Here is a 26,701-nt window from a genome sequence, read left to right as displayed (position 1 = left end):
GAGCCCACGATTCGGTCATGTGCCGTGGATTCCAGCGCGTCGTTCGGATAATGAGGTCAGCAGATCTATCGTGCGCGAGGTAGCGCCCTGCTGCTCATGCGCAAAATCCTGAGCGGCAATACCCAGTCCTATCCTGGCCGCACCATCGGCCTGCAGACGCTCCCAAACCTGAATCAGCTCTTGTGCATCAGCCACACGTATGGCAACACCCTTCTCGATGGCGCTATTGGTGATTGTCTGGAAATTAAAGGTATGCGGCCCGATCAGTACCGGTTTCCCGAGCGCAAACGCCTCAATCAGATTCTGCCCGCCTAAGGGCAACAAACTACCGCCGATAAAGGCTGCGTCGCAGGCCGCGTAGTAGGCGAACATCTCTCCCATCGAATCGCCCAGCATCACGTCAACCCCCTCGACGCGAAAATCCTCCCGCAACTCCGACCTGCGTCCAAACGATAAGCCATGTGCGCATATCATCTCCGCCACTTCGTCGAAGCGCTGCGGATGGCGCGGTACGATCACCGTCAGCCACTCCACCTGGCCCTGCTTGGCTAGCGCGTCAAGGATCAATTTTTCCTCCCCCTCGCGCGTGCTGACGCACAAGAGCACCTTGCGCGCACCAATCTCGCGCTTCCAGGCCAAACCACGCTCTACCATATCGTCCGGCGGCTTCACGTCAAACTTCAGGCTCCCGGTTACCTCCACATGACGCGCACCAAACTCACGCAGGCGCGCTGCGTCAGCCTCCGACTGCGCGCCGACCATATCAATGGCCTCGGCAGCCGGCCGCAGCAAAGAAGCAAAACGCTTGCCACGGCGCAGGGACCGTTCCGACAGGCGCGCATTGGCTAGCAAGACCGGAACGCCGTATCGCTTGCACTGCGCCACCAGGTTGGGCCAAACCTCGGTTTCCATCAACACGCATACATCAGGCTTAAAGTGGCGCAGGAAACGCGCGCACATCCAGCCGGTGTCGTAAGGCAGGAAGCTTTGCACCACGTGCGCGCCATGCTTGCCGAACAGCTGCGCGCCGGTCGCGCGGCCGGTGGCGGTCATGCAGGTGAGGAGAATGGCGTGCTGCGGATAGTCGCGCAGCAGGGCGTCGATCAGCGGCTCGGCCGCGCGCGTCTCGCCCACCGACACGGCGTGAACCCAGATGAAGCGAGGCGCCGGCTCGCTCAGGCGCGGATAGAAACCCAGGCGCTCGCCGACATGCTGCCGGTAACCGGGTTCCTTGCGCCCGCGCCGCCACAGGCGTAGCAGCACCAGCGGCATGGCGAACCACCATAATGCGGAGTAAAGCAGGCGCATGCGTCAGACCAGCGGGTGGCCGACCAGGCGCGTCAGGATCGCCAGCGGACTGGATTGCGGATCGTATTGTTTTTCCGGCGGCAAGTGCAGTGTCTGCTCCAGCATGTACTGGCCGGACATGACCGCGTGCGAGGCCTGGTCGGAGAAACACACCCACACCGAACCGGCGGCAAAGGGCATGGTGACCTGCTCGGCATCTTGCTGGTATTGCATGTCGCCCTTCATGCCGTCATGCAGTTGCAGCATCAGGTGATCGTATTCGCTGCGAAAGGACTTGGTGATGTGCAGCGCCTTGAGCAGGCTGGCCTGCCAGCGCACATAAGGCTTGGCGCGCGGCAGGAAGCGCCGCGCCACGGTTTCGAAAGGCTCGCCTACACGCCACACGCGCGGCGCGCCATCCGGGTTGACGTTGGTAAATACACGCAAGATGCGCTCGCCGTAATTGGGGCGCGACGGAAAGGCGTCGACGTGCATGCGGCGGTCGTCGGCGCGCCAGGACTGGCTGCGCGTCTCCACCTGCATCGGGCGGTAGCTGGTGGGCGCCACGCGCAAGGCCTCGCGGTACTTGGGCAAGAGCGTATGCACCAGCGACAGGGCCTGTTCACGGAAGCGCCCGACCATCGCCGCCAGCGCCAGTTGCTGCTCGGCGTCGCCAGCCGCGCCCTTGAGGTGCCCGCGCGCATCCAGGCTGATGTTGCGGGCCTTGGGATCGCGCACGGCAGGAGTGAGCAGATCGAGTTCGGACGCCAGCAATTCGAAGGCCAGGTGCGGGAAATACAGTATCTTGCCGGCTTCGAGCGCGGCGATCCATTGGTCGTTGGGGGTGTCGACTTGCCACTTGGCCAAGTCGATCTCGATGATTTGCGATTCCATCCCGACATTATGCCCGCAAGCATCTCCGCCGTGTATCCGTCCGGCCGTGTAAAAAGCAGTGAAAACGCCCGCCACAGGCGGACAGGCTGGCCAAGACGGCGGTTTGAAGCGGGACTTTGACGTGCCTCAACGCATGCGCGCGATGCACTTTCCAGTTACCGGGAAAGCAATTTTTCCACGGCGTCGAGCACCGCTTCACCCCTTGGCGGGGTACCGGTCTCGCCCAGGTTGATGATATTGGACGACCAGTTGCCCTCGGTCTTCCAGCGCGGCGAGTCGCAATAAAGCTCGACGGTCGGCTTGCAATAGGCGGCAGCGATATGGGTCAGGCCGGTGTCCAGGCCGACCACCAGGCGCGCCTGCTGCACCAGGCTGGCCGCTTCCATCAGCGGCAGCGCCGGCAGTACCTGGGCGCCGGGAATCTGCGCGGCAAGCACCTGGGCGGCTTGCTGCTCTTTCTTGCTGCCCCAGGGCAGCAGCACCGGCAAGCCGCGCGCGGCCAAGGCCTGCCCCAGCTTGACCCACTCGGCCTGCGGCCACTGCTTGGCCGCGCGCGCGGTGCCGTGGAAGAACACCGCGTACGGCTGCTCCGGCATCCAGGGGAAACGCTGCTGAATGGGGGCTTGCAGCGCGAAGTCGGCGGCATCGTCCAGCGTATAGCCGAGCGCATCCGCCGCCACCAGGCGCGCCCGCATTACCGCATGCGTATGCAGTCCAACCTTGATGCTTTGATCATGAAAGATGCGCGAGATAGGCTCATAACCGGAACCCTCGGTGGCATTGGCCAGCCCGACGCGCCTGCCGCCCGGCGCCAGGCGCGCCATGCGCATCACGACACTGGTCTTGAGCAGGCCCTGGGTATCGAACACAACGTCGTATTGGTCTGCGCGCAAGGCGTGCCAGAAGGCGGAAATCTCGACGCGCGTGGCCGCCGAGAACAGCGTCTTGCGCCAGCGCCGCAGCGCGATGGGAATGATATGGCGGACGTGGGGATTGAGGCGAACCAGGCTGGTATAGCCCTCTTCCACCACCCAGTCGATCTGGGCGCCGGGAAAATGGCGGCGGATGTCGGCCACCATCGGCATGTTATGGACGACGTCTCCCAGCGAGGAAACGCGTACGATCAGGATCTTCAAGGCTGGCCCACGGTTACGTTGTTCTGTGGGCCAGCATCTTACCTCATCAAAACGGCAATGCCACGTCCGGACGCGCGGCCAGGATCACCTTGCGGAACTCGCCCTGGATGCGTTCCAGCGCCTCCGGCGTCTCGGCCTCGAAGCGCAGCACCACCACCGGCGTGGTGTTGGACGAGCGCGCCAGGCCGAAACCATCGGCATATTCCACGCGCAGGCCGTCGATAGTGATGATGTCCTGCGCACCGTCGAACTTGGCCTCGCTTTGCAGCTTGCCGATCAGCGCGAAGTTCTCGCCTTCCTGCAACTTCAGCTGCAACTCGGGCGTGCTGACCGATTGCGGCAGCGAATTGAGCAACGCCGACGGATCGGCCTCGCGCGCCAACAACTCCAGCATGCGCACGCCGGCGTACAGGCCGTCGTCGAAACCGAACCAGCGATCCTTGAAGAAGATATGGCCGCTCATCTCGCCGCCCAGCGGGGCGCCGGTCTCGCGCAGCTTGGCCTTGACCAGCGAATGGCCGGTCTTCCACATCAACGGCTTGCCGCCGCGCGCCGAAATCCACGGCGCCAGATGGCGGGTGCACTTCACGTCGTACAGGATCTCCTTGCCCGGGTTGCGGGTCAGCACATCGGCGGCGAACAGCATCAGTTGGCGGTCGGGGTAAATGATCTGGCCATCCTTGGTCACCAGGCCCAGGCGGTCGCCATCGCCGTCGAAAGCCAGGCCCAGCTCGTTGTCGGTCTCCCGCAGGCAACGGATCAGGTCCTGCAGGTTTTCCGGATGAGCCGGATCGGGATGGTGGTTGGGGAAGGTGCCGTCGACTTCGCAGAACAGCTCGGTCACTTCGCAGCCCAACGCGCGGTAAATCTCGCCGGCGAAGGCCCCTGCCACGCCGTTGCCGCAATCCACCGCGATCTTCAGCGGACGCGCCAGCTTGACGTCGCTGATCATGCGCTTGATGTAGGCATCCTTGATGTCATGCGTCGAATAGGTGCCGGCGCCCTGCGGAAACTCGCCCTTGACGATGGCGTGGTACAGCGCCTGGATGGTCTCGCCATGGATCGCCTCGCCGGCCAGCACCATCTTGAAACCGTTGTAATCTGGCGGGTTGTGGCTGCCGGTGACCATGATGCCGGATTGAGTGTCAAGCACATTGGTGCCGAAGTAGACCATCGGTGTGGCGACCATGCCGAGGTCGATCACACTTGCTCCAACCGACTGCAAGCCCTTGGCCAGTTCACCCGCCAACTCGGGGCCGGAAAGGCGACCATCACGACCGATTACGACCTTTTTTTGCCCTTTTGCCAGTGCTGCCGTACCGAATGCCTGACCGATCTGGAAGGCAACATGGCCATTCAGGGTCTTACCGACGATGCCACGAATGTCATAGGCTTTGAAGATGGAAAAAGAAAGCTCGCTCATGAAATGATGTGATCGTAGCAACGCAAACGTTAAGCACCTATTTTTTCTTTTTCACGATCATCCAGCGCGGCGCCTTGAAGCGGACGATACGAGCATACAGCCACAAATAAACTGAGATAAAGACAAAAGAGCAGAACATCAATATCCATGTCTGCCTCCAGAACAACGTAGCAGGAACCACGGCCAATAGTGACAGCAACCAAAGATAAGGCGATGTCATCGAATTGCGCCGGGTTAGCGCCCTTGCATCTTCCCTTCCGACAGCCCATAGCACCATCCGCCGAAAAATCAGACTGTGCAAATGGATCCCATCCGGCATCCCGGGAGATTTTCCGCGAAGAAACAACCTCCGATAAGCAGAGAACAGCGTCTCGAACACCGGATAAATCAGCAATAACAAGGCATACCAAGAAGACACTTCGGGATTGCGCATGACGAGAAGAATAGACAATTCCGCCAAGACAAACCCAAGAAAATAAGCGCCACCATCACCTAAGAAGATCATCCCTGCCGGGAAGTTCCAAATAAAAAACCCGGCCGTTGCGCCCGCCACAATCAAAGCCATCACCAGCACGAATGTGTCATTGACTTGCAAGGCAACATAGCCGAGCGACATCAGCATACAGATCGTCACGGCTCCGGCAAGTCCATTGAATCCATCAATGATATTGACAGCATGGGCCACACCCGCGACTGCAACGATTGTGATCGGCAAAGAAATCCAAATTGATGTAATCACCAAATCCATATAGCCCAGGTGGATGTGGTTAATACGTGCATCGAGCAAGAAATATCCCATCAACGCTGCGATTAGGGTCAACCCCAGGCGACGTGTGGGACTGACCTTGCGTGTGAAATCTTCCAGCAAGCCCCCGAAAAACGCCACCGATGCGCACAACAGCAGATAAGCCGTGCCGATACTTAGTTGATTGGTACGGATGACCGAAACGGCAGCACTGACAATTACCGTAGCAAAGATGCACAAGCCTCCAATGCGCGGAACGGCATGCGAATGCACCTTTTGCACTCCATGCAGGTCGACATCCAGACCCGCTCCGTGAAAATGGGAATGCCTGATAACCAGCAATGTGAGCAAAGCGGAAATAACAAAACTGATGATGAAAGATGACATGGTTATCGTTAATGCCCTTGGCGAGCGCTTTCCCCTAGAAGATATCGCTATCGTCTGCAAAAAAGAGCGATTATATCCTTAGACTATCAGCCAACATGCAGGAATCCGGGCTATTTTGATCCGTCAGAGCTACTATTCTTGCGAACGACGCTCTTGGCCTCTTACCTGTTTTTTCTTGAAATTTTCCGATCAGTAAAATTACTTTACTTTTCCCATTCGAAAAATAACCTCAGGAAATTCAAGCAAAGTGTCAGACAAAGAGCGAAAAATCCCTAGGGTTACCCGGCTACAATAAGCGATATTGCATTTATTCCCCCACCATTTAACAAGATGACAAGATGTCGCTTACCCGTAGCCGTCTTTCTCTGTCATCGATAACAGGTCAACAGATACATACCCTCCATTGCCATAGCGACACTATGCCAACCTATGCCATCGGCGACCTCCAAGGATGTGCCAGCCAGTTCAGCAAACTACTGGCGACCATCGAGCAAGATATGCATCAGCAAGTTGTCTTCGCCGGCGACCTAATCAACCGCGGCCCCCAATCCCTGCAAACCCTGCGCACCGTCATGGCCATGGGCGATCGTGCCCAGGCCGTGCTGGGCAACCACGACCTGCACCTGCTGGCGGTGTCCCAAGGCATCCGCCCGCTGCACAAGGACGACACCCTGCACGACATCCTCGACGCGCCTGACCGCGAGGAATTGATCGACTGGCTACGTCACCGGCCGCTGGCGATCCATGAGCAGGGTCACCTGATCGTGCATGCCGGCGTGTTGCCGCAATGGAATCTCGAACAGGCCCTGGCCTTGGCCGGCGAAGTGGAGGCCATGCTGCAGAGCGACCAATGGGTGGACTTCCTCACGCACATGTACGGCAACCAGCCGGCGCGCTGGAGCGACGACCTGGCCGGCTACGACCGCCTGCGCTGCATCATCAATGCCTTCACGCGGGTGCGTTTCTGCCAGGCCGATGGCACGATGGATTTTTCAGTGAAGGAAGGGGCCGATTCGGCGCCGGAGGGGCTGGTGCCGTGGTTCGAGGTACCGGGCCGGCGCACCGAGGATGTGACCGTGGTGTTCGGTCACTGGTCGACGCTGGGGCTGATGCTGCGTCCCAACCTGATCGCGCTGGATACCGGCTGCGTCTGGGGCGGCAAGCTTACCGCGGTACGGCTTGAGGATCGGGCGCTGTTCCAGGTCCAATGTCCGCAGGCGCAGAAGCCGGGCTGAGATCTTCCACCGCATAGCCCAGGCCCGCGGCGATGGCGGCGTGCGAAACGCGCGCCAGGTCGCGCCGGTGCGCGCCTTCGGTCGGGATGATGGGGAGCTGCTTCAGCTCGGCCGTCATGCCGCGCGATTTCAGGATGGCCAGGATACTCTCCACGATGCTCATGTCGCCGATGAAGTCGGCGGCCGGGTGCAGCTTGCCTTTGCGATCCACGTAACGCAGCGCATACGGCTGCACCGGCGCCCTGGCGTCGATCGCCGCCTCGAACAGGTTGGCGTGGAACGGCAGCAGCGTGCCTTGCGGCGCCGTCGTGCCTTCCGGGAAGAAGGCCACGCGCTCGCCCTTTTCGATGCTTTCCACCAGTCCCTTGAAGATGCGGCGCACGTCGCTGGCCTTGCCGCGCGAGATGAAGATGGTGCCGGTCTTGGCGCACAGCCAGCCGATCAGCGGCCAGCCGCGGATATCCGACTTGGCCACGAAACGGCAAGGCTGCAGCGAATTGACCACGAAGATGTCCAGCCAGCTGACGTGGTTGGACACCAGCAGCGCACGCGGGATCGGCTGCGGGCTGTCGATCTTCACGGCGATGCCGCAGATGCGCAGCAGCTTGCGCGACCAGCGGCGGATGTGCGCCTCCTGCCCCTTGGCCGAGGTGAACGGGAACAGGATGGCGCAGATCGCCATGCCGAGGAACAAATGCGCAATCAGGCGCAGCAGACGGAAGACGAACATGAAGATCCTGGCTGGCGTGGCTTCGGCGGCTGTGGTTGGGATCAGCGCTCGAACGCGATATGGCCGGACACGATGGTGGCCTTGACCACGCCGGGCAGTTCATAGCCGAGGAAAGGCGTGTGCTTGCCCTGGCTGGCCAGCGCCGCGCCTTCCACCTTCCACATCGCATTGGGGTCGAACAGGCACAGGTCGGCCGGGCTGCCCAGCGCCAGGTTGCCGGCTTTCAGGCCAGCCACCTTGGCGGCGCGGTGGGTGACCTTGGCGATCGCCTTGGACAGCACATCCTTGCCCTGCCCGTCTGACTCCAGCGCCCATTTCAGCGACAGCGACAACAGCAGTTCCAAACCGGTGGCGCCGGGCGAGGCTTCGCCGAAAGGCAATAGCTTCTCGTCGTCGTCGACCGGGGTATGGTCGGAGCAGACCGCGTCGATGGTGCCGTCCAGCAGCGCCGTGCGGATCGCCTCGCGGTCGCGCTGCGAGCGCAGCGGCGGGGTCAGGCGGGCGTTGGAATCGAAGAAACCGATGTCCAGGTCGCACAGGTGGATGTGATGCACGCCGACGTCGCAGGTAACCGGCAGGCCTTCGCTCTTGGCCTGGCGCACCAGCTCCAGGCCGGCGGCGGACGACATGCGGCACAGGTGCACGCGCGCGCCGGTGGCGCGCATGAGCTCGAACAACGTGTACAGCGCGATGGTTTCCGACATCACCGGCACGCCGGACAGGCCCAGGCGCGACGCCGCCGGGCCGCTGTGGGCGATGCCGGAGCGCCCCAGGTGCGGGTCTTGCGGACGCAGCCAGACGGTGTAGTTGAAGGTCTTGGCGTATTGCAGCGCGCTCATCAGCACGGTGGTGTCGGTGATCGGCTCTTCGGCTTGCGAGAAGCCGATGCAGCCGGCTTCGGTCAGCTCGGCCATTTCGGTCAATGCCTGGCCCTTGAGGCCGGCGGTCAGCGCGCCCAGCGGGTAGACGTGCGCCTGGTTGAGCGACTTGGCGCGATGTTTCAGCATCTCCACCAGGCCCGGCTCGTCCAGCACCGGATCGGTATCCGGCGGGCACACCAGGCTGGTCACGCCGCCCTGCATCGCGGCTTGCATTTCGGATTCCAGCGTGGCCTTGTATTCGTAGCCCGGCTCGCGCAGGCGCGCCGAGAGGTCGACCAAGCCGGGCGCGACCACCAGGCCGGTGGCGTCGAGCGTCTTGTTGGCGGTGAAGTCGGCAGGCGCCTGGCCGATGCCGACGATCTTGCCGGCCGCCACATACACATCCTGTTGCGCATCGATGCCGTTGGCCGGGTCGATCAGCCGGCCGTTCTTGATATGCAGTTTCATCAGTTCAGTATTTTCTTAACGAGGTCGTCCAAAACGTCGCTGTTATTTCGCTTGTGTTGCTGTTTCCGGCAATTCAATTACCCGCCACGATGCTCATCACCGCCATGCGCACCGCGATGCCGAAGGTCACCTGCGGCAGAATCACCGCCTGGGCGCCGTCGGCCACGGCCGAATCGATTTCCACGCCGCGGTTCATCGGGCCCGGGTGCATCACGATCGCGTCCGGCTTGGCCAGCGCCAGGCGCTCGGGCGTGAGGCCGTAGCTCTTGAAGAACTCCTGCGCCGAGGGCAGCAGGGCGCCGCTCATGCGCTCGTTCTGCAGGCGCAGCATGATGATGACGTCGACGTCCTTCAGGCCTTCTTCCATGTTGTGGAACACGCGCACGCCCATCTGCTCCAGGCCGCCGGGCAGCAAGGTGCGCGGGCCGATGGCGCGCACTTCGGGCACGCCCAGCGTGGTCAGCGCGTGGATGTCGGAGCGCGCCACGCGGCTGTGCAGGATGTCGCCCACGATCGCCACGCGCAAGTTGGTGAAATCCTTCTTGTAGTGGCGGATGGTGTACATGTCCAGCAAGCCCTGGGTCGGGTGCGCGTGGCGACCGTCGCCGGCGTTGACCACGTGGACATGCGACTGCTTGGTGTCGATCAGGTGCTTGGCGATCAGGAACGGCGCGCCGGATTGCGCGTGGCGCACCACGAACATGTCGGCGTGCATCGCCGCCAGGTTGTCGATGGTGTCCAGCAGCGACTCGCCCTTGCTGGTGCTCGATGCCTGGATGTTGAGGTTGATCACGTCGGCCGACAGGCGCTTGGAGGCGATCTCGAAGGTGGTGCGGGTGCGCGTGGAGTTCTCGAAGAACAGGTTGAACACGCTTTTTCCCCGCATCAGCGGCACCTTCTTCACCTCACGGTCGCCGATGCTGACGAAGGACGAGGCGGTGTCGAGGATATGGTTCAGGATCGCTTTGGGCAGACCTTCGATGGTCAGCAGGTGTTGCAGTTCGCCGTTTTTGTTCAGTTGTGGATTAAGCATGGACCACCGTCAGGGAGAATCGGCCATCGTCGGCGCGTTGCAATTGCAGGTTTTCTTGTTTGGACAGCGTGACCGTCCCGGCCAGGAAATCGGCGGCGATCGGCAGCTCGCGCCCGCCGCGGTCGACCAGCGCCGCCAGCAGCACGCGCGCCGGGCGACCATAGTCGAACAGCTCGTTGATCGCCGCGCGCGTGGTGCGCCCGGTATAGAGCACGTCGTCGATCAGCACGATGGTGGCGCCTTCGACATCGAACGGGATCTGGCTGGGCTTGACGTCGGGGCGCAGGCCCTTCTCGGCGAAGTCGTCGCGGTAAAAGGAAACGTCGATGAAACCCAGGCGCTGGCCCAGCTTGAGCTCATCGGCCAGGCGCTCGGCCAGCCAGGCGCCGCCGGAATGGATGCCCACCAGCGCGACATCGGACGCGCCCTGCAAGCCGGCCTTGACCTGCTGCGCCAGCTTCAGGTACAGCGCTTCCGCATCGAGCGCGGAAGGCGTAGAGGTTGTTGTGCTCATGAGTCGGACTCGTCAAAGTATTGCTGCAAAATGATGGCGGCCGCCTGGTCGTCGATCTGCTCGCCGCGCTGCTGCGCGATCACGGCCGACGAGTAGCGCTCATCGACCAGCGCCACCTCGACGCCGAAGCGGCCATGCAATTGGTTGGCGAAACGCCGGCAGCGCACGCTCATCTCGTGCTCGGCGCCGTCCGGATGCAGCGGCAGGCCGACCACGCAGCGGCTGGGCTGCCATTCTGCGATCAACCGGCCGACGGCGGCGAACTTGCCGTCGTTGGTCGGCTCGCTGATCACCGCCAGCGGCTGCGCCTGCTTCAGGCCGGTGTTGCCCACGGCCACGCCGATGCGTTTCAGGCCGAAGTCGAAGGCAAGCAAAGTCTCCAAGCGGCGCGCTCCGAACCTAGGCGCGTCCGGCGTCGCCGGACAGCATCACCGGGTCGATGCCCAGCAAGGCCAGCGCGGCGGTGAAACGTTCTTCCACCGGCAGCTCGAAGATGATGGCCGGGTCGGCCTTCACCGTCAGCCAGCCGTTGCGGCCGAGTTCGTCTTCCAGCTGGCCGGCGCTCCAGCCCGAGCAACCCAGGCTGACCAGCACCTGCGCCGGGCCGTTGCCCAGCGCCACCGCTTCCAGCACGTCCTTGGAAGTGGTCAGGGCGATGCCGTCGGTCACCTGCAGCGTGGAAGAAAAGGAATCCGGCGCCGAATGCGGCACCGAGTGCAGTACGAAGCCGCGCTCGACCTGCACCGGGCCGCCGAACATCACCGGGCGGCGGTACACCTCGGGCATGGCGTCGGGCGTGTCGGGCTTGATTTCGAGCTTGAGGTTGATGCGATCCAACAGCACGTCCATGGTCATGTCGGTCGGCTTGTTGATGACCACGCCGAGCGCGCCGTTGTGGTTGTGTTCGCACAGGTAGACCACGGTGCCGCCGAAGATCGGGTCCAGCATGGATGGCATGGCGATCAGGAAATGGTTGGTCAGGTCCAGGTCCAGCGGAGCCTTGGCCTCTTCGGCGGCGGCATCGTCGCCGGCCCCGGCTGCCTCGTCCTCGCTTGCCGCGGCTGCAGCTGTGGCCGCGCGGCGGGCCTGGATGCGGCCGAAAGGATCGAAACCGCCAAAGGAATCCGCGGATTCGTCGAAATCCTCGGCAGAGAAACTGAAGGGAACGTTACGTCTCTTGATCATCCCCGCATTTTAGCAGTTTTGGCTGCCGCCCCATGCAACCGGGCCGGGCAGCGGCAATAGCAAAACGTCAATGACTGCTCAGCAACTACCCAACAGTTTCCGCACGGCATCGCGCGCCTGGCGTCCCAGCGCCGCCAGTTCGACGCCGGGAATGGCGTCGTCGCGCACCACTTCCCTGCCGGCGACCAGCAGGGACTTGAGCCCGGGCCGGCCGCCCGCAACCACCGGCCCGATGGCCGGGTCGTGCAAGCCGAAGTAGCGCGGATCGTCCAGCCGATAGAGCGCGATATCGGCCTGCTGCCCGATGCGCAAACCGTCCAGTGCGCCCAATCCCAGCACCCTGGCGCCGCCGCTGCTGCCCCAGCGCACCACGTCTTCCACCGTGGCCTCGTCCGCCCCGCCTTCGTAGGCGCCGCCGCGAAAGGCCGGGATGGCCTGCTGGCCGCGCCGCGCGCGCTGCATCAGCCAGGCCGCATGGGTTTCCGAGATCATGTCGGCCGCTTCGTTGGAAGCTGCGCCATCGACCCCGATCGACACCGGCACCCCGGCCGCCTCCAGCGCCCGGATCGGCGCAATGCCGCTGCCCAGCCGGCCGTTGCTCTGCGGGCAATGGGCGATGCCGGTGCCGGTCACGCCCAGCAGGCGGATCTCCTCCTCGTCCAGCTGCACCAGGTGGGCGAACCACACGTCTTGGCCCAGCCAGCCGATGCGCTCGCAGAACGCCACCGGCGAGCAGCCATGCATGCTGTACGCGCTGTCCTGGTAGCCGACGGTTTCTGACAAATGGCTGTGCAGGCGCAGGCCGAGTGCGCGCCCGGCTTGCGCCATCTCGCGCAATTCCTCGGGAGATGCCGAATACAGCGGCGTGGTGGGTGCCATCACCACACGCCGCAGCGCCGCCGGCGAAGGATCGTGGAAACGCTTGGCCAGCCGCGCCATGTCCTGCAGGAAACCGTCCAGCGTCTCCGGCCGCAGCGCGCTCGGCAGCTCGGCCTCCAGCTGGCGCGTGCGGGTGGCGGTGCCGCGGCACAGGACGAAGCGCAGGCCGAGTTTTTCGGCTTCGTCGAACAGGATCTCCGAGGTGTCGAAAGGCATGCCGGGGTAGTACAGGTAATTGTGGTCGGCGATGGTGCCGCAACCCGAGCGCATCAGTTCGACCATGCCGATGCGCGCCGCCAGGCGGAACAGTTCGGCGTCGAATTTCGCGCGGTAGCGGTAAGGCGTGGCCGCCAGCCACGGCGTCAGGCTGGCGTTGATGCCCATCGGGTCGCCCTTCAACAGCGACTGGAACAGATGGTGGTGGGTGTTGACCCAGGCCGGGTAGGCCACGCAGTCGGTCGCATCGATGATGCGCTCGCCGGGCTGCGGCGCCAGCTTGCCGATGGCGGCCACCGTGCCGCCATCGATGCGGATATCCGGGCCGGCGTGGCGCGAGGCGGCGCCGGGCAAGCCGGTCATGATGGCTTGCAGGTTGCGGATAAGGATGGATTCACTCATTCAAGACACTCCAGATGGATGCTTCGTCGTCCTGACGAAAGTCAGGATCCAGCGGCGTTGATGCGGTTCGCTTTTACATCGGACGCCGCGCACGACGCTGGGTCCCGGCCTTCGCCGGGACGACGGCGTAAAGTTGTCGCGCTAAAGTTGTCGCGCAACACGCACTACCCCATTTCGCTCTCATGCCATCCCGCCAGCACGGCGCGCGACAAGGCGCTCATCATCCAGAACAGCAGGATGCCGGTCAGCGTGATCAGGAACAAGGCCGCAAACAACCGCGGAATATTGAGCTGGAAGCCCGCCTGCAGGATCTGGTAGGCCAGCCCCGAACCGGTGCCGCCGGTGCCGGCCACGAACTCGGCCACCACCGCGCCGATCAGCGCCAAGCCGCTGGAGATGCGCAAACCGCCGAAGAAGTACGGCAAGGCGCTGGGGATGCGCAGGCGCCTCAGGGTCTGCCAGCGCGTGGCCTTGTTCAGCCTGAACAGGTTGAGCAGGCCGGCGTTGACGCTGCGCAGTCCCAGCGTGGTGTTGGAGATGATCGGGAACAGCGCCATGATGGTGGCGCACACGGTCAGCGCCGCCGTGGTGTCCTTGACCCAGATGATGATCAGCGGCGCGATGGCGACGATGGGCGTGACCTGCAGGATGATCGCGTAGGGAAAAAAGCTGATCTCGATGAAGCGACTCTGCACGAACAGGAAAGCGATCGCCACGCCCAGCAGCACCGCGAACGCGAAGGCCAGGAAAGTGATCTTCAGCGTCACCAGCAGCGACTCCAGCAGCATGCCCCAGTCCGCCGCCAGCGTCCTGGCGATCACCGCCGGCGTCGGCACCAGGTAATCCGGCACCTCCAGCAACATGCACACCAGTTGCCAGGCCAGCAGCAGGCACGCGCCGATGCCCAGCGGCGCGGCCACGCGCCAGAAACCGGGCCGGTTGACCAGGGGGTTAATGTTCGCCGGCATGGCCGCCTCCTTGCTGGTTGGCCAGCGTCAGGTAATCGGAAAGGGTCTTGCAGTACTGCATGAACGGCGCCGAGATGCGGAAGGCCTCGTCGCGCGGGCCGGGCGCGTCGATCGCCACGTCCGCGATCACCCGTCCCGGGCGCGCCGCCATCACGATCACGCGCGAGGACAGGAACACCGCCTCGTAGATGCTGTGGGTGACGAACACCACCGTCAGGTCCTGCCTGCTCCAGATGTCGCGCAGGTCGGCGTCGAGCTTGTTGCGGGTAAATTCGTCGAGCGCGCCGAAGGGCTCGTCCATCAGCAGCAGGTTGGGTTGCGTAGCCAGCGCCCGGGCGATCGAGGCGCGCATCTGCATGCCGCCCGAGAGTTCGCGCGGCAGCACCTGGTGGAATTTCTCCAGCCCAACCAGCTGCAATGCCTCACGCACGCGCGGCTCGCTCTGCGCGCGCGGCATATGGCGCAAGTCCAGCGGCAGGCGCGCATTCTGTTCCACCGTGGCCCAGGGCATCAGCGTGGCCTCCTGGAACACCATGGCCAGCGTATGCCCGGGCGTGCCGACCGTGGCCAGGTTCTTGCCCCACCAACGGATATGCCCGTGCGAAGGCTCTTCCAGCCCGGCGAACATCTTCAGCAAGGTGCTCTTGCCGCAGCCGGAAGGCCCGAGCAGCGAGACGAACTCGCCGCGCCGGATATCCAGCCTCACCTCGTCCAGCGCGCGCGTGCCGTTGCGGTAGGTTTTCTCCACCCGCTGCGCCGACAGCACCGGCGCATCTTCGCCGCCGCTCCCCGTGTCGTCCAATGCCGCGGCCTGCGACATCGCGTAATCGTCTCTGTGCATCATTGCTCCCTGCCGTGTCAGACGTTGCTGCGGAAGACTTCCTGCTCGCCATGCTCCTCCAGCAGCTGCAGCAGCATGCGGCGCATGATCAGGCCGGGGCGGTCGGAGGCCATGTGGAATTCCTGGCGCCGCCGCACGTCGACGCAGGCATCCGGATCGGTGGCTTCCAGGATCTCGCGGTCCTCCACCAGGATGGGCGCATCCCAGGCCACCAGCTCGGCTTCCGGGCAATCCTCCTCGGTGTCGTTGCGGTACAGCCATTGCGCCAGCATGATGGAACCATCGTCGATCGGCGTGGCGCAGTTGTAGATGATGTGGTGGCGGCCGCTTTCCGGATACTCGCAGCCGAAGCGCCGCACGAACGGCAGGTACCAGCGGTTGAACATGTGGCGCACGGTGGTGTCGGCCTGGCTGCCGGTGACGCGGTAGCTGGCCGGCACGTTCTTGATCGGCACCCGCGTCTCGGCCTCGAAGCCGTAATCGGTCTCGTTGATCTCGTACTTCTCCGGCTTGGGCTGGTCGTACAGGCCGAAGGTGGCGCGATGCACATAGCTGAAGTGCGAGTTGTCGAAAGAGTTTTCCATCATGCGCAGCGGGCTGGTCTCCCAGCGCTCGTAGAACTGGAAGATGCGGCGGTAGCCGGGGGCGCCGTCCTCGGGAAAGTCGGGAATGTCGCGCAGCGGGTCTTCCAGCGCCACCCACACGTAGCCGTAGCGTTCCTTGCAATGGTAGGACTTGACGCAGGCGCCCGAGGGCACGCTGCCGTCCACGCTTTGCGGCACGCGCACGCAGGCGCCGGCGCCGTTGAAAGTCCAGCCGTGGTAGCCGCAGACGATGTTGCCGTTCTCGACGAAGCCTTTGGACAGCCTGGCGGTGCGGTGGCAGCAGCGGTCCTGCAGCGCGGCCGGCGTGCCGTCTTCCTTCAGCCAGACGACCAGCTTCTCGCCCAACAGCGTGAACGGCTGCGGGCCGTCCTTGAGCATCGAGATGGGCATCAGTGCGTACCAGAACCTGCGCAAGACTTTTTGTTGGGTAACCAGCATGGTGTTGCTCCTTCCTTGTCGGCCGCGGATGTCATGGTGCCGCGGCGCTCCGGCCGGCGCGCCAATACGGTCGCCTTCGCCGGGTGATGCAAAAAATCTAGTCCTGTACCGCGGCGGCGCCGAGGGTCTCGCGCACCTTCATGTCCAGATAGTCGCCGATGGTGCATGGCGCATAACGCGCCGGCCGTTGCGCCGAGCAACAGCTCGGCAGGCAGGCCACGGTGGCTGCCTGGTCGCCGTCCTGGAAGAACGGCAGCGAATAGCGCGGCGCCGAGCCGCCGTTGAGCACGCGGTGCGGATTGCTGTGGTAGAGGTCGTTGCTCCAGCGCTGCAGCAAATCGCCGATGTTGACCACGAAGCTGCCGCGAATCGGCGTGGCGCGCACCCATTGGCCATCGGCATTGCAGATTTCCAGGCCGCCGGTCTCGTCCTGCGCCAGGATGGTGACCAGGCCCCAGTCGGTATGCGCACCGGCGCCGATCTGGTTGGCTTGCGCGTCCACCGGTTGCGGCGGGTAATGCAGCATGCGCTGGGTGGCGATCGGCGTTTGCAGCACCGGCTCGAAAAAGTCCTCCGGCATCTGCAGCGACAGCGCGATCACCGACAGCAGGCGGTGCGACAGCGCGCGCATGGCGTCGTAATAGCGGCGCGAATGCTGCTCGAATCCCGGCAGCCCGGCCGGCCACAGATTGTGGCCATAGCGCAGCAGGCCGCGCCGCACATAGGGATGCGCCGGATCGATGTCGAAGCCGAACTGGAAGCCCTCCTTCAGGTCGGCCGGCGCGCCGTCGTCCAGCGCCTGCGCGCCCATGCGCTCGTAGCCGTAGCCCGAGGGCGAATGCCGCATGTCGATGGCCGACTTGCTGGCCTGAGGCAATGCGAAGAAGCGGCACGCCCAGTCGAACTGGCCGTCGATGAGCGCTTGCGGCACGCCATGGTTGACGATGTAGAAGAAGCCGACATCGCGCGAGATCTTGTGGATTTCCCAGGCGACCGCTTCGCGCTTGGCTTTCTCGGAAGAGAAGGCGTCGGCAAAGTCGATCACCGGAATCGTGCGCGCGGTGCCGGGCGGGGTATAGGGGATCATGGCGTCCTCACGCTGGCAGGGAAACGGGGAGCGGCATCGCCGCCTCCCTTCTCACATCAAGGCATGACCTTCATGTCCTTGACGAACTGGGTGGTGTAGGCCTTGCGGTAGTCGGTGCCGGGCTTGAGCAGACCGGTGGCGACCATGACTTCATAGGTCTGCTTCCAGCGCTCGTCGGTCATGATGCCGATGCCGTACCTGGCGGCGTCGCCGCCGGTCACCACCTTCAATTCCTTGAGCTTGGCCACCGCATAGGCCAGCTGTTCGTCGCTCATGTTCTTGTTGTCTTGCTTGATCAGCGCATTGGCCGGCGCCGGATCTTCCAGGTAGCTCTTCCAGCCCTCGGCGGTGGCCTTGACGAAGCGCTGCACCAGGTCGGGCCTGGCGGCGACCGTCTTCTGCAGCGTGATGATGGTGGTGCCGTAGGGCGGATAGCCGTCATTGGCGAACAGGAAGAACTTGCTCTTGGCGCCGGCCTTGTCGGCCTGGAACAGTTCCGATGAAGGATAAGCCTGCTGCGCGATATTGGGGTCGGCGAAGAACGGCTGCAGGTTGAAGGTATAGGCCTTGGACTGCGCGTCGGTGTAGCCGTACTTGGATTTCAGCCATGGCCACCAGCTGGCCTGGCCGGAACCGGCGACCAGGATCGTCTTGTTCTTCAGCCCGCCCAGGCTGCCGACATCGTCATGCGTCATCATGCCCTGCAGGTCGGACTGGAACGAAGTGCCGACCGTCACCAGCGGCAAGCCCTGCTCGACGCCCTTCATCACGGTGAAGTCGTAGCCCATGCTGAAGTCGGCCTGCCCGGCCACCAGGATCTGCATGTTATTGACCTGCGGGCCGCCCATCTTGATGGTGACATCCATGCCGTACTTCTTGTAGATGCCCTTGGCCACGGCCTGGTAAAAGCCGCCGTGCTCGGCCTGCGCGTACCAGTTGGACAGCAGCGTGACCTTGTCCTCGGCATGCGCGCCGGCCGCCATCGCAAACTGCAGCGCCGCCGCGCCCAACAGGGCGCCGGCTGCGCGCAGGGTGCGCATCATGAATGTCCGCTGGTCCATCGCTTGCCTGCCTTGCGCTTGCTTTTTCATAGCCTTCCTCTTTTGGTGGGTTGATCGAAGATGGAATCAGAGGTCCAGCACCAGCCGCGGCCCGCCGCAACGCGACACGCAGGGCATGATGCTGCGCCCGGCCGCGCGCTCGGCGGCCGACAGCACGCTGTCGCGGTGTACCGGCTGGCCCTCGATGACGATGCTCTCGCAACTGCCGCAAAATCCTTCGCCGCAGGAGGTGGCGATGTGCACGCCGGCCCCGGCCGCCGCGTCCACGATGCTCTGTCCGGGCTGCACGGTGCAGCGCACGCCGGAGCGCTGCAGCACCAGCTCGAAGCTGTCCTGCCCGGCATGCCCCGCAACCGTGGGAGCAACGCCGACCGGCGCGGCGAACAATTCGGCATGCACATCGGCATCGCGCCAGCCGCCCTGCCGGGCGGCGTCGCGCGCGGCATCGATGAAGGGCGGCGGCCCGCACACATACAGCGGCGCGGGTGCCGGCAAAGCCGCCAGCGCGGCGCGGATGGCAAGCTGCGTCTCGGCCGCATCCAGCCTCAGGTGCAGGCTCAGGCCCGCCTGCGCCACGGCCAGCTCATCGAAAAAGGCCGCGTGCCGCAAGCTGCGCGCGAAATAGTGCAGGCGATGGCTGCGCCCGGCATGGGCCAGCGCGGCGGCCATCGCATAGATCGGCGTGATGCCGATGCCTGCGGCCAGCAGCACCGGCGCGCGTCCGTCATCGGCCAGCGCGAAGGCATTGGCCGGCGGCGCCGCGACGATGACGTCGCCTGCGCCGACCCGCTCATGCAAATAGGAAGAACCGCCGCGCGAAGCCTCTTCGCGCTTGACGGCGATGCGATAGCAGCCGCGCTCATGCGGCGTATTGCACAGCGAATAGCTGCGCGCCAGGCCATCGGCCAGGTGCAGCCGGAGATGCGCACCCGGCGTCCACGGCGGCAGCGGCGCGCCATCGGCGGCATGCAGCTCGAACAGCCGGACATCGGCTGCGATCTCGCGCACGGCAGCCACGCGCAAAGGCAACAGTGCCGGCGCCGCCCCGGCGGAAACGAAAACATCGGCGGAAGCATCGGCGACGGCATTCATCGCGCGCCTCGCCGGGAACGCAGCACTAAAAGAAGGGAGTGCATGGCAGATGGACGCTGCCGCTGCATGGAAAAAAACAAGGGATGATGGGCATGGGCGCTGATCATGGTCTCGTGTCCTATCGAATTGCACAGGACCATCGGAAGGATCCGATGGCATCACGAGCAATGCCCCGCAAGTCTGGTGAAACCGACTGCTAGCCGCTTCTACTCAGGTAACGATGATGCAAACCGCGTGCCAGCTTCGGCGACGCTGCTTTGCGGGGCAAACACATGTGTTTACTGCCCAGGAAAATAAAAAAGGGGACGGAAATTTCCGTCCCCTGCGCATGCTGCCGGCACAAATTGGTGCGCGCCGCATTGATGCGAATCAGACCCGCACCAATGCGATGCCGGCGTCGGCGCGCCGGTGCGTCATCAAATCACGCCATGGCTCTTGAACCAGGCCACCACATGGGCCCAGGCATCCTTGGCATCGGCCTCGACATAGCTCGGCCGGTAGTCGGCGTTGAAGGCGTGGCCGGAATTCGGGTAGACGTGGAATTCCGACTTGTTGCCGGCCTTCTGCAGCGCCTCCTTCATCTGCTCGACGGTAGACACCGGGATACCCTGGTCCTTGGCGCCGTACAGTCCGATCACCGGCACCTTCAGCGAAGGGGCGATATCGATCGGCTGCTGCGGGAACAGCGCGCTCTTGTCGCCGACGAGGCGGCCGTACCAGGCCGCGCCGGCCTTGACCTTGGGATTGTGGGCGCTGTACAGCCAGACGATGCGTCCGCCCCAGCAAAAGCCGGTGATGCCCAGGCGCCTGGTGTCGCCGCCGTTTTCGCCGGCCCACGCGACAAAGGCGTCGATGTCGCCCATGACTTGCTCGTCAGGCACCTTGGAGATGATGTCCTTCTGCAGCTCGGCGATCGAGGTGTAGGCCAGCGGGTTGCCCTGGCGGATGAAGAAGTCCGGCGCGATGGCCAGGTAGCCGAGCTTGGCGAAACGGCGGGCGATGTCGGCGATGTGCTCGTGCACGCCGAAGATCTCCGATACCACGATCACCACCGGCAGGTTGGTCTTGCCTTCCGGCTGGGCGCGGTAGGCCGGCACGCGCTGGCCGTTGAAGGTGATCGCCACCTCGCCCGCGGTCAGGCCGGCGGTGTCGGTCTTGATCATGGTCTGCGCGCACACCGGCAGCACCGCGGCGGCAAACCCTGTGCCCAGCGCGGTCTTGAGGAAAGTACGGCGATCGGGGGCGCCGGACAGGCTGCTCTGGCCCAGCAAACTGTCGAGGTCTTTGCGAAAGTCGTTCATCGGGTTCTCCATGGTTCGGACGAGTGTCCTGGGGTGGATCGGTTGTGATGGCGGTTCCAACAGCCTGCTGAAAACCGGCAATGGCGGAAATGCTGGCTGGCGGCGCATCGCGGCCGCGCCAATGAAAAAGCGGCCCGCATGCGGGCCGCTTTGGCGGAAGAGAGACTTCAGTTGCTACGGCGTCTCACATTCCTGGCAGACCGGCTTGCATCCCAAGCCGGATACTACCCGCAAACGGACGCACGATGTCAACCTCAGGCCTGCACCGCCAGCACCTTGCCGCCGGCCGGCAGCTCCGGCGCCGCCGGCGTGACATCGATGGTGCGCTCGTCACCGGCATAGGTTTGCGCGGCCAAGCTCTGGCTGGCATCCAGGCGGAACACGCTGACCAGTTGCTGCAGGCCGGAAGCCTGCTCCTGCAGCGAGCGCGCGGCGGCCGCTGCCTGCTCCACCAGCGCCGCATTCTGCTGGGTCATGTCGTCGATCTGGATGATGGCTTCATTGACCTGCTCGATGCCGCTGCTCTGTTCGCTGTTGGCGTGGGTGATCTCGGTCATCACTTCGGTCACGCGCTTGATGCTGGCGACAATATCGTTCATGGTGCTGCCGGCCTGCTCGACCAGCTTGCTGCCGTTCTCCACCTTGCCCACCGAGTCGCCGATCAATACCTTGATCTCCTTGGCCGCCGCCGCCGAACGCTGCGCCAGCGAACGCACTTCCGATGCCACCACCGCGAAGCCGCGCCCCTGCTCGCCGGCGCGCGCGGCTTCCACCGCCGCGTTCAAGGCCAGGATGTTGGTCTGGAAGGCGATGCCGTCGATCACGCTGACAATGTCGGCCACCTTTTGCGAAGAGGCATTGATCGACTGCATGGTTTCCACCACCTGCGAGACGATCGAGCCGCCCTGCACCGCCACGTCGGACGCCGCCAGGGCCAGGCCGTTGGCCTGGTGCGCGTTCTCGGCATTCTGCTTGACGGTGGAATTGAGCTGTTCCATCGAAGAGGCGGTCTCTTCCAGGGCGCCCGCCTGCTGCTCGGTGCGGGAGGACAGGTCGAGGTTGCCGCGCGCGATTTCCGAGGAGGCAGTGGTGATGGTTTCGGAACCGTTGCGTACCTCGGCCACGATGGCCGCCAGCTTGTCGCGCATGGCGCGCATGGCCACCATGAGGCTGTCGGTATCGCCCGGACGGGTATTGATGCGCACCGCCAGGTCGCCCTCGGCGATCTGGCCGGCGATCTTCACCGCATAGTCGGGTTCGCCGCCCAGCTTGCGCAGCAGGTGGCGGGTCAGCCAAATGGCGGCCAGGATGGCGGTCACCACGCCGATGGCGCTGGTGATGAGCATCAGCAGGCGCGCCTGGGCGTAGGCGGCGGCGCTGGCGGCGGCGGCCTCCTTGTTGAGCCGGTCTTCCAGCACGGCCAGCGACTTCAGCTCGACTTGCCACGACTTTTGCACCGGCAGGTATTGGTCCTTCAGGAACTGCGCCAGCTCATAGGCTTCGCGGCGCTGGCCGAACTCCACCGCCTGGACGATCAGTTTTTCAGCGTTGTCGGCCTGGGCCTTGATTTTGGGCAGGGCGGCCATTTCCTCGTCGGTGGTGCCGTGCGATTGCTCGAATAGTTGCTGCAGCTTCTGCACCGACATCTTGTACTTGAGGGTCTGGGCGTCGATGTATTGCGCCTCGATGTCGACATCCTCGGGCGCGGCCGGCAGCATCAGGTTGCGCAGCGAGATGGAGCGCTCGGCCACGGTGTCCATCATGTCCTTGACCAGCGCGCTTTCAGGGTTCTTGACCTCCACCACGTTATTGAAGCGCGCCTGCAGCTGGTGCATGTTGTAGATGCCGAAAGCGGTCACCAGCACCAGCAGCAGCACCACCCACGCAAACCCGAGCCCCAGGCGCGTACCCACTTTGATCCCTGACTTCATTACGTCTCCTCCTAGTGTCATCACCGGGGGGCATTGAACGAAAAGCCGGGGAGATGCGGCACGCGCCGCGCGCTATCCCTGCGCGCCTGCCTGCCTTGATGCGTCCCTATCCCCTGCCGGCGCCTTCGCCGCAGCCTCCTTCCTGTGCCGGATCCGATCCGGCCTTCCCTCCATCCGTGCGCGCCGTCTTGTGGTTATTGGGGCGGTCGCGGCGGATGCTTCCTGACTTATTGTCTGACTTATTGTTATTGATGTTGCGGTGCTACGGCCTTGCGCTGCCTTGTCGTTTGTCCTTGTCGGCGCGCCACGGGTACTGACGGAACCGGCTTGTCCGAATGACATGCTTTTTTGTTGCGCAGCTTGTGCCAGGCGGAAATTAATGCGCCTCGTCCCAATTCTTACCGATTCCGACCTCCGCAAGCAAGGGAACTTTCAGCTCCGCAACATTTTTCATCAGTTCGGGCAGCTTTTCGCGCACCAAATCGAGTTCTTGTTGCGGGACTTCCAACACCAGTTCGTCATGCACCTGCATGATCATGCGGGTGGCCAGCCGCTCCGACTCCAGCCAGCCTTGCACGGCGATCATTGCCAGTTTGATCAGATCGGCGGCGGTACCCTGCATCGGCGCGTTGATCGCCGCCCGTTCGGCGCCCTGGCGGCGCGGGCCGTTGGGCGAGTTGATCTCGGGCAGCCACAGGCGGCGGCCGAACACGGTTTCGACATAACCGCGCGCCTTGGCCTGCATGCGCGTCTCGTCCATGTAGCGCTTCACGCCCGAGAAACGCTGGAAGTATTTATCGATGTACATCTGCGCGGCGGAGCGCTCGATGCCGAGGTTGCCGGCCAGGCCGAAGGCGCTCATGCCGTAGATCAGGCCGAAGTTGATCACCTTGGCGTAGCGGCGCTGCTCGGACTCGACCTTGTCGGGCGCGATGCCGAAGATCTCGGCGGCGGTGGCGCGGTGGATGTCTTCGCCGTCGGCGAAGGCCTTCAACATGTTTTCGTCTTCCGAGATGTGCGCCATGATGCGCAACTCGATCTGCGAATAGTCGGCCGAGACGATCACGCTGCCCTCCGGCGCCACGAAGGCTTCGCGGATGCGGCGGCCTTCGGCGGTGCGGATCGGGATGTTCTGCAGGTTGGGATCGTTGGAGGCCAGGCGGCCGGTCACCGCCACCGCCTGCGCGTAGTTGGTGTGCACGCGGCCGGTGTCCGGGTTGACCATCTTGGGCAGCTTGTCGGTGTAGGTCGACTTCAGCTTGGCCAGGCCGCGGTAGTCCAGCAGCACCTTGGGCAGCGGGTAATCCTCGGCCAGCTTCTGCAGCACTTCCTCGTCGGTGGACGGCGCGCCGGAGGCGGTCTTCTTCACCACCGGCAGCTCCAGCTTGCCGAACAGGATCTCGCCCAGCTGCTTGGGCGAATTCAGGTTGAACGGCTGGCCGGCCAGGTCGTAGGCCTGCTGCTCGATTTCCAGCATGCGGCGGCCGAGGTCGTGCGACTGCTGCGCCAGGCGTTCGCTGTCGATCAGCACGCCGTTGCGTTCGATCTTCTGCAGCACCACCGAGGTCGGCACTTCGATCTGTTCGTAGATGAAGCGCAACTTGTCGTCGTGCTCGATCTGCGGCCACATGGCGCGATGCAGCGCCAGCGTGACATCGGCGTCTTCGGCCGCGTAGGCGGTGGCGCGCTCAAGCGCCACTTCGTTGAAGCCGATCTGCGAAACGCCCTTGCCGCATACCTCGGCGTAGGTGATGGTCTTGCGGTCGAGGTGGCGCGCGGCCAGGCTGTCCATGTCGTGCGTGCGATGCGACTCGAATACGTAGGACTCCAGCAGCGTGTCGTGCCGGATGCCGGCGACCTGGATGCCGTAGTTGGCAAAGATGTGGCTGTCGTATTTCAGGTTCTGGCCGAGCTTGGGCTTGGCGGCGTCTTCCAGCCAGGGCTTGAGCTTTGCCAGCACATGCTCGCGCGCCAGCTGCGGCGGCGCGTCCTGGTAGTTGTGGCCGACCGGGATATAGGCGGCGCGGCCCAGCTCGCAGCACAGCGAGATGCCGACCAGCGTGGCCTGCATCGCTTCCAGCGAGGTGGTTTCGGTATCGACCGCGGTCAACGCGGCGGCATCGATGATGGCAATCCATTGATCCAGTTGCGCGTCGGTCAGCACGGTCTCGTACTCGACGGGCGCGACCGGCGCGAACAGGCCGCCTTGGGCCGGATCGCCGGCCGCAGCGGGGGAACCGGCCGCAGGCGACGCGGCCGCCGAACCAGCGCCTGACGGAGCGGCGTCTTCGCTGATCTCGCGCAGCCAGGTGCGGAAGTTATAGCGGGTGAACAGTTCCTTGAGCGCGGCCTTGTCCTGCGGCGCCATGGTCAGCGACTCCAGGATGGTCGACATGTGCGCCGACAGGTCGCAGTCGGTCTTGACAGTCACCAGGACCCTGCCCTGCGGCAGCCAGTCCAGGGCACGGCGCAGGTTGTCGCCGACCACGCCGCCGATCTTGTCGGCGTTGGCCATCACGCCGTCCAGCGAGCCGTAGGCGGTCAGCCATTTCACCGCGGTCTTGGGCCCACATTTTTCGACGCCGGGAACGTTATCGACGGTGTCGCCGATGAGGCTGAGATAATCCACGATACGATCCGGCGGCACGCCGAATTTCTCGGTCACGCCCTTGACGTCCAGTATCTCGTTGCTCATGGTGTTGACCAGCGTGACATGCTCGTTGACCAGTTGCGCCATGTCCTTGTCGCCGGTGGAGACGATGGTGTCGAGCCCGGCGGCGGTGGCCTGCACCGACAGCGTGCCGATGACGTCGTCGGCCTCGATGCCTTCGACCATCAGGATCGGCCAGCCCAGCGCGCGCACCGCGGCATGGATGGGTTCGATCTGCAGCGCCAGGTCTTCCGGCATCGACTTGCGGGTGGCCTTGTAGTCGGCATAGAGATCGTCGCGGAAGGTCTTCCCCTTGGCATCGAACACACAGGCGACGTAACTTGCGGGATAATCGTTGCGCAGTCGGCGCAGCATATTGATGATGCCGTACAGCGCACCGGTGGGCGCGCCTTCCGCGTTACGCATATCGGGCAGGGCATGGAACGCGCGATACAGGTAACTGGAACCATCAACTAACAACAAGGTTTTTTGCATATGGAACAAAGAGGAAAAAAAGTACCGCGACTGCGGGAAGTGAACGACATTGAGCGCGCCACGGCCAAGAAGGCGCGCGAGTCGTGGCATGTACTCACGATTATGGCAGAATTCATCGAATCGACCGAACGCCTGTCCGAGCTGCGTCCCGCCGTTTCCATCTTCGGTTCCGCCCGCACCAAACCCGACGATCCTCATTACGCGCTGTGCATCGACATCGCGCGCCGCCTGTCCGACGCCGGCTTTGCCGTGATCTCCGGCGGCGGCCCCGGCATCATGGAAGCGGCCAACAAGGGCGCCTTCGACGGCGCCTCGCCGTCGGTGGGCCTGAACATCGAACTGCCGCATGAGCAGCATGGCAACGGCTGGCAGGACATCTCGCTGTCGTTCCGCCACTTCTTCGCGCGCAAGGTGGCCTTCGTCAAGTATGCCGACGCCTATGTGGTGCTGCCCGGCGGCTTCGGCACGCTGGATGAGCTGACCGAGGCGCTGACCCTGATGCAGACCGGCAAGTCGCGCCTGATGCCGGTGATCCTGGTGGGCAGCCAGTTCTGGGCCGGCCTGGTCGACTGGATCAAGACCCGCCTGGTCGACGATGGCATGATCTCGCCCAAGGACCTGAACCTGCTGCAGGTCATCGACGAACCGGCCGAGGTCGTCAGGGCCATCCAGAAATTCCACGCAGAGAAGGAAAAACCCGCCGACAGCCATGTGGAGATCGAACGGCAAAGCGGCATGTTCCTGTAATCGGCGCCCCCTCGGAGGCTGCCCTCCAAAGCCCGCGACGGCCAGCCGCGGGCTTTTTCATGCCAGATCCTGCAACAAAGGCCATTTCCGC

The 26,701-nt window shown here is 63.9% G+C and carries 23 protein-coding genes; 2 read left to right on the top strand and 21 right to left on the bottom strand.

Features of this window, described 5'->3' with window-relative positions; genetic code table 11:
- Nucleotides 1-15: 15 nt before the first annotated feature.
- The 5 genes from waaA to FB598_RS11455 all read right to left on the bottom strand — a co-directional run bounded on the left by waaA (nt 16) and on the right by FB598_RS11455 (nt 5,872).
- Nucleotides 16-1,308: a lipid IV(A) 3-deoxy-D-manno-octulosonic acid transferase gene (gene waaA / locus FB598_RS11475; protein WP_141914550.1), complete on the bottom strand. Its 1,293-nt coding sequence runs from the start codon at nt 1,306-1,308 to the stop codon at nt 16-18.
- Between the two features lie 3 nt (nt 1,309-1,311).
- Nucleotides 1,312-2,181, bottom strand: coding sequence for a Kdo hydroxylase family protein (locus FB598_RS11470; protein ID WP_141914551.1), 870 nt, complete (start codon nt 2,179-2,181; stop codon nt 1,312-1,314).
- A 155-nt stretch (nt 2,182-2,336) separates the two neighbouring features.
- Nucleotides 2,337-3,317, bottom strand: a complete 981-nt coding sequence (gene waaC / locus FB598_RS11465) for a lipopolysaccharide heptosyltransferase I (protein ID WP_141914552.1) — start codon at nt 3,315-3,317, stop codon at nt 2,337-2,339.
- A gap of 46 nt (nt 3,318-3,363) precedes the next feature.
- On the bottom strand, nt 3,364-4,740 hold the full coding sequence (locus FB598_RS11460) for a phosphomannomutase/phosphoglucomutase (protein WP_141914553.1): 1,377 nt from the start codon (nt 4,738-4,740) through the stop codon (nt 3,364-3,366).
- Between the two features lie 37 nt (nt 4,741-4,777).
- Complete coding sequence (locus FB598_RS11455) at nt 4,778-5,872, bottom strand: glycosyltransferase family 4 protein (RefSeq protein ID WP_141914554.1); 1,095 nt, start codon at nt 5,870-5,872, stop codon at nt 4,778-4,780.
- Between the two features lie 419 nt (nt 5,873-6,291).
- On the opposite strand from FB598_RS11455, the gene FB598_RS11450 reads away from it, so the two are divergent.
- Nucleotides 6,292-7,107 (top strand): symmetrical bis(5'-nucleosyl)-tetraphosphatase, encoded by an 816-nt coding sequence (locus FB598_RS11450; protein WP_141914555.1) that lies wholly within the window; start codon nt 6,292-6,294, stop codon nt 7,105-7,107.
- On the opposite strand, the gene FB598_RS11445 is transcribed toward FB598_RS11450, so the two are convergent.
- From FB598_RS11445 to polA, 16 genes are all read right to left on the bottom strand, one after another.
- Nucleotides 7,037-7,837, bottom strand: a complete 801-nt coding sequence (locus FB598_RS11445; protein WP_141914556.1) for a 1-acyl-sn-glycerol-3-phosphate acyltransferase — start codon at nt 7,835-7,837, stop codon at nt 7,037-7,039. The two genes, FB598_RS11450 and FB598_RS11445, sit on opposite strands and share 71 nt — an antisense overlap.
- A gap of 41 nt (nt 7,838-7,878) precedes the next feature.
- On the bottom strand, nt 7,879-9,165 hold the full coding sequence (locus tag FB598_RS11440) for a dihydroorotase (protein WP_141914557.1): 1,287 nt from the start codon (nt 9,163-9,165) through the stop codon (nt 7,879-7,881).
- Nucleotides 9,166-9,238: 73 nt separating this feature from the next.
- Nucleotides 9,239-10,198 (bottom strand): aspartate carbamoyltransferase catalytic subunit, encoded by a 960-nt coding sequence (locus FB598_RS11435; RefSeq protein WP_141914558.1) that lies wholly within the window; start codon nt 10,196-10,198, stop codon nt 9,239-9,241.
- Nucleotides 10,191-10,712 (bottom strand): bifunctional pyr operon transcriptional regulator/uracil phosphoribosyltransferase PyrR, encoded by a 522-nt coding sequence (gene pyrR / locus FB598_RS11430; protein WP_141914559.1) that lies wholly within the window; start codon nt 10,710-10,712, stop codon nt 10,191-10,193. Before pyrR ends, FB598_RS11435 begins: the two co-directional genes overlap by 8 nt.
- Nucleotides 10,709-11,095 (bottom strand): Holliday junction resolvase RuvX, encoded by a 387-nt coding sequence (gene ruvX / locus FB598_RS11425; protein ID WP_050467300.1) that lies wholly within the window; start codon nt 11,093-11,095, stop codon nt 10,709-10,711. The genes pyrR and ruvX overlap by 4 nt, the downstream gene beginning before the upstream one ends.
- A gap of 16 nt (nt 11,096-11,111) precedes the next feature.
- Nucleotides 11,112-11,897 carry a YqgE/AlgH family protein gene (locus tag FB598_RS11420; RefSeq protein WP_141914560.1) on the bottom strand — a complete coding sequence of 262 codons (786 nt, stop codon included), beginning with the start codon at nt 11,895-11,897 and terminating at the stop codon, nt 11,112-11,114.
- 78 nt (nt 11,898-11,975) lie between these two features.
- On the bottom strand, nt 11,976-13,394 hold the full coding sequence (locus tag FB598_RS11415) for an amidohydrolase family protein (protein WP_141914561.1): 1,419 nt from the start codon (nt 13,392-13,394) through the stop codon (nt 11,976-11,978).
- A gap of 164 nt (nt 13,395-13,558) precedes the next feature.
- Entirely contained in the window at nt 13,559-14,362 is an 804-nt protein-coding gene (locus tag FB598_RS11410; protein ID WP_183405836.1) for an ABC transporter permease, read from the bottom strand.
- Nucleotides 14,346-15,203: an ABC transporter ATP-binding protein gene (locus FB598_RS11405; RefSeq protein WP_141914969.1), complete on the bottom strand. Its 858-nt coding sequence runs from the start codon at nt 15,201-15,203 to the stop codon at nt 14,346-14,348. Before FB598_RS11405 ends, FB598_RS11410 begins: the two co-directional genes overlap by 17 nt.
- Nucleotides 15,204-15,220: 17 nt before the next feature.
- A complete protein-coding gene (locus FB598_RS11400) occupies nt 15,221-16,246 on the bottom strand; it encodes an aromatic ring-hydroxylating dioxygenase subunit alpha (protein WP_141914562.1) in 1,026 nt (341 codons plus the stop codon).
- Between the two features lie 97 nt (nt 16,247-16,343).
- Nucleotides 16,344-17,333, bottom strand: a complete 990-nt coding sequence (locus FB598_RS11395) for an isopenicillin N synthase family oxygenase (protein ID WP_141914563.1) — start codon at nt 17,331-17,333, stop codon at nt 16,344-16,346.
- A 56-nt stretch (nt 17,334-17,389) separates the two neighbouring features.
- Nucleotides 17,390-18,424: an ABC transporter substrate-binding protein gene (locus tag FB598_RS11390; protein ID WP_370455016.1), complete on the bottom strand. Its 1,035-nt coding sequence runs from the start codon at nt 18,422-18,424 to the stop codon at nt 17,390-17,392.
- Between the two features lie 36 nt (nt 18,425-18,460).
- Nucleotides 18,461-19,486, bottom strand: a complete 1,026-nt coding sequence (locus FB598_RS11385) for a PDR/VanB family oxidoreductase (protein ID WP_141914564.1) — start codon at nt 19,484-19,486, stop codon at nt 18,461-18,463.
- Between the two features lie 416 nt (nt 19,487-19,902).
- Nucleotides 19,903-20,787: a dienelactone hydrolase family protein gene (locus FB598_RS11380; RefSeq protein WP_141914565.1), complete on the bottom strand. Its 885-nt coding sequence runs from the start codon at nt 20,785-20,787 to the stop codon at nt 19,903-19,905.
- 254 nt (nt 20,788-21,041) lie between these two features.
- Nucleotides 21,042-22,718, bottom strand: a complete 1,677-nt coding sequence (locus FB598_RS11375) for a methyl-accepting chemotaxis protein (protein WP_141914566.1) — start codon at nt 22,716-22,718, stop codon at nt 21,042-21,044.
- Between the two features lie 376 nt (nt 22,719-23,094).
- Entirely contained in the window at nt 23,095-25,863 is a 2,769-nt protein-coding gene (polA, locus tag FB598_RS11370; RefSeq protein ID WP_141914567.1) for a DNA polymerase I, read from the bottom strand.
- On the opposite strand from polA, the gene FB598_RS11365 reads away from it, so the two are divergent.
- Entirely contained in the window at nt 25,864-26,610 is a 747-nt protein-coding gene (locus FB598_RS11365; protein WP_141914568.1) for a TIGR00730 family Rossman fold protein, read from the top strand.
- The last annotated feature ends 91 nt before the right edge of the window (nt 26,611-26,701 follow it).

Source organism: Herbaspirillum sp. SJZ106 (assembly GCF_006715495.1).
In the GTDB taxonomy this organism is placed as follows: domain Bacteria; phylum Pseudomonadota; class Gammaproteobacteria; order Burkholderiales; family Burkholderiaceae_D; genus Herbaspirillum.
This window is presented reverse-complemented; position numbering and strand designations above follow the sequence as displayed.

Coding starts and splice junctions, on each gene's coding strand:
- FB598_RS11405 (WP_141914969.1), bottom strand. CDS start 15,203: ATGCACAGAGACGATTACGCGATGTCGCAGGCCGCGGCATTGGACGAC.
- FB598_RS11385 (WP_141914564.1), bottom strand. CDS start 19,486: ATGAATGCCGTCGCCGATGCTTCCGCCGATGTTTTCGTTTCCGCCGGG.
- FB598_RS11440 (WP_141914557.1), bottom strand. CDS start 9,165: ATGAAACTGCATATCAAGAACGGCCGGCTGATCGACCCGGCCAACGGC.
- waaA (WP_141914550.1), bottom strand. CDS start 1,308: ATGCGCCTGCTTTACTCCGCATTATGGTGGTTCGCCATGCCGCTGGTG.
- FB598_RS11365 (WP_141914568.1), top strand. CDS start 25,864: ATGGAACAAAGAGGAAAAAAAGTACCGCGACTGCGGGAAGTGAACGAC.
- FB598_RS11455 (WP_141914554.1), bottom strand. CDS start 5,872: ATGTCATCTTTCATCATCAGTTTTGTTATTTCCGCTTTGCTCACATTG.
- FB598_RS11460 (WP_141914553.1), bottom strand. CDS start 4,740: ATGAGCGAGCTTTCTTTTTCCATCTTCAAAGCCTATGACATTCGTGGC.
- FB598_RS11470 (WP_141914551.1), bottom strand. CDS start 2,181: ATGGAATCGCAAATCATCGAGATCGACTTGGCCAAGTGGCAAGTCGAC.
- FB598_RS11450 (WP_141914555.1), top strand. CDS start 6,292: ATGCCAACCTATGCCATCGGCGACCTCCAAGGATGTGCCAGCCAGTTC.
- FB598_RS11415 (WP_141914561.1), bottom strand. CDS start 13,394: ATGAGTGAATCCATCCTTATCCGCAACCTGCAAGCCATCATGACCGGC.
- FB598_RS11410 (WP_183405836.1), bottom strand. CDS start 14,362: ATGCCGGCGAACATTAACCCCCTGGTCAACCGGCCCGGTTTCTGGCGC.
- FB598_RS11380 (WP_141914565.1), bottom strand. CDS start 20,787: ATGAACGACTTTCGCAAAGACCTCGACAGTTTGCTGGGCCAGAGCAGC.
- polA (WP_141914567.1), bottom strand. CDS start 25,863: ATGCAAAAAACCTTGTTGTTAGTTGATGGTTCCAGTTACCTGTATCGC.
- FB598_RS11375 (WP_141914566.1), bottom strand. CDS start 22,718: ATGAAGTCAGGGATCAAAGTGGGTACGCGCCTGGGGCTCGGGTTTGCG.
- FB598_RS11400 (WP_141914562.1), bottom strand. CDS start 16,246: ATGCTGGTTACCCAACAAAAAGTCTTGCGCAGGTTCTGGTACGCACTG.
- FB598_RS11395 (WP_141914563.1), bottom strand. CDS start 17,333: ATGATCCCCTATACCCCGCCCGGCACCGCGCGCACGATTCCGGTGATC.
- FB598_RS11445 (WP_141914556.1), bottom strand. CDS start 7,837: ATGTTCGTCTTCCGTCTGCTGCGCCTGATTGCGCATTTGTTCCTCGGC.
- FB598_RS11435 (WP_141914558.1), bottom strand. CDS start 10,198: ATGCTTAATCCACAACTGAACAAAAACGGCGAACTGCAACACCTGCTG.
- pyrR (WP_141914559.1), bottom strand. CDS start 10,712: ATGAGCACAACAACCTCTACGCCTTCCGCGCTCGATGCGGAAGCGCTG.
- FB598_RS11390 (WP_370455016.1), bottom strand. CDS start 18,424: ATGAAAAAGCAAGCGCAAGGCAGGCAAGCGATGGACCAGCGGACATTC.
- FB598_RS11420 (WP_141914560.1), bottom strand. CDS start 11,897: ATGATCAAGAGACGTAACGTTCCCTTCAGTTTCTCTGCCGAGGATTTC.